Raw genomic sequence first — 299 nt, 5'->3', positions numbered from 1 at the left:
CCCGCTAGGGTCAATAAACTTCAACGGATTGTTGGCCACGTACGAATACAAATTCAAGCTCAGCGGATTCCCTAGATCCCCTTCATACGTATCCTCATTAATAAACCGCCCTATACTCGGATCATACCATCTTGCACGCAAATACTGTAGATTCGTATCTGCGTCCCAGTACTCTCCCGAGTAGCGGAAGATATTCGGTACTTGCTCCTCCTGGGTTAATGGATTGCCCCAGATATCATACGTATAGCGGTTCAGTATGTTTCCTTGGGCATCCCGAATTTCCGTAATGTCGCCGTGTC

At 47.5% G+C, this 299-nt stretch carries 1 protein-coding gene; it reads right to left on the bottom strand.

Features of this window, described 5'->3' with window-relative positions; translation table 11 throughout:
• On the bottom strand, positions 1–299 hold a 299-nt coding region (locus tag A372_RS32625), incomplete at both ends, for an RHS repeat-associated core domain-containing protein (RefSeq protein ID WP_036702600.1).

This window comes from Paenibacillus sp. OSY-SE (assembly GCF_000283315.1).
Lineage (GTDB): Bacteria > Bacillota > Bacilli > Paenibacillales > Paenibacillaceae > Paenibacillus_B > Paenibacillus_B profundus.
Note: the sequence above shows the minus strand (reverse complement) of the source record. Positions and strands in the feature narration are given on the sequence as shown.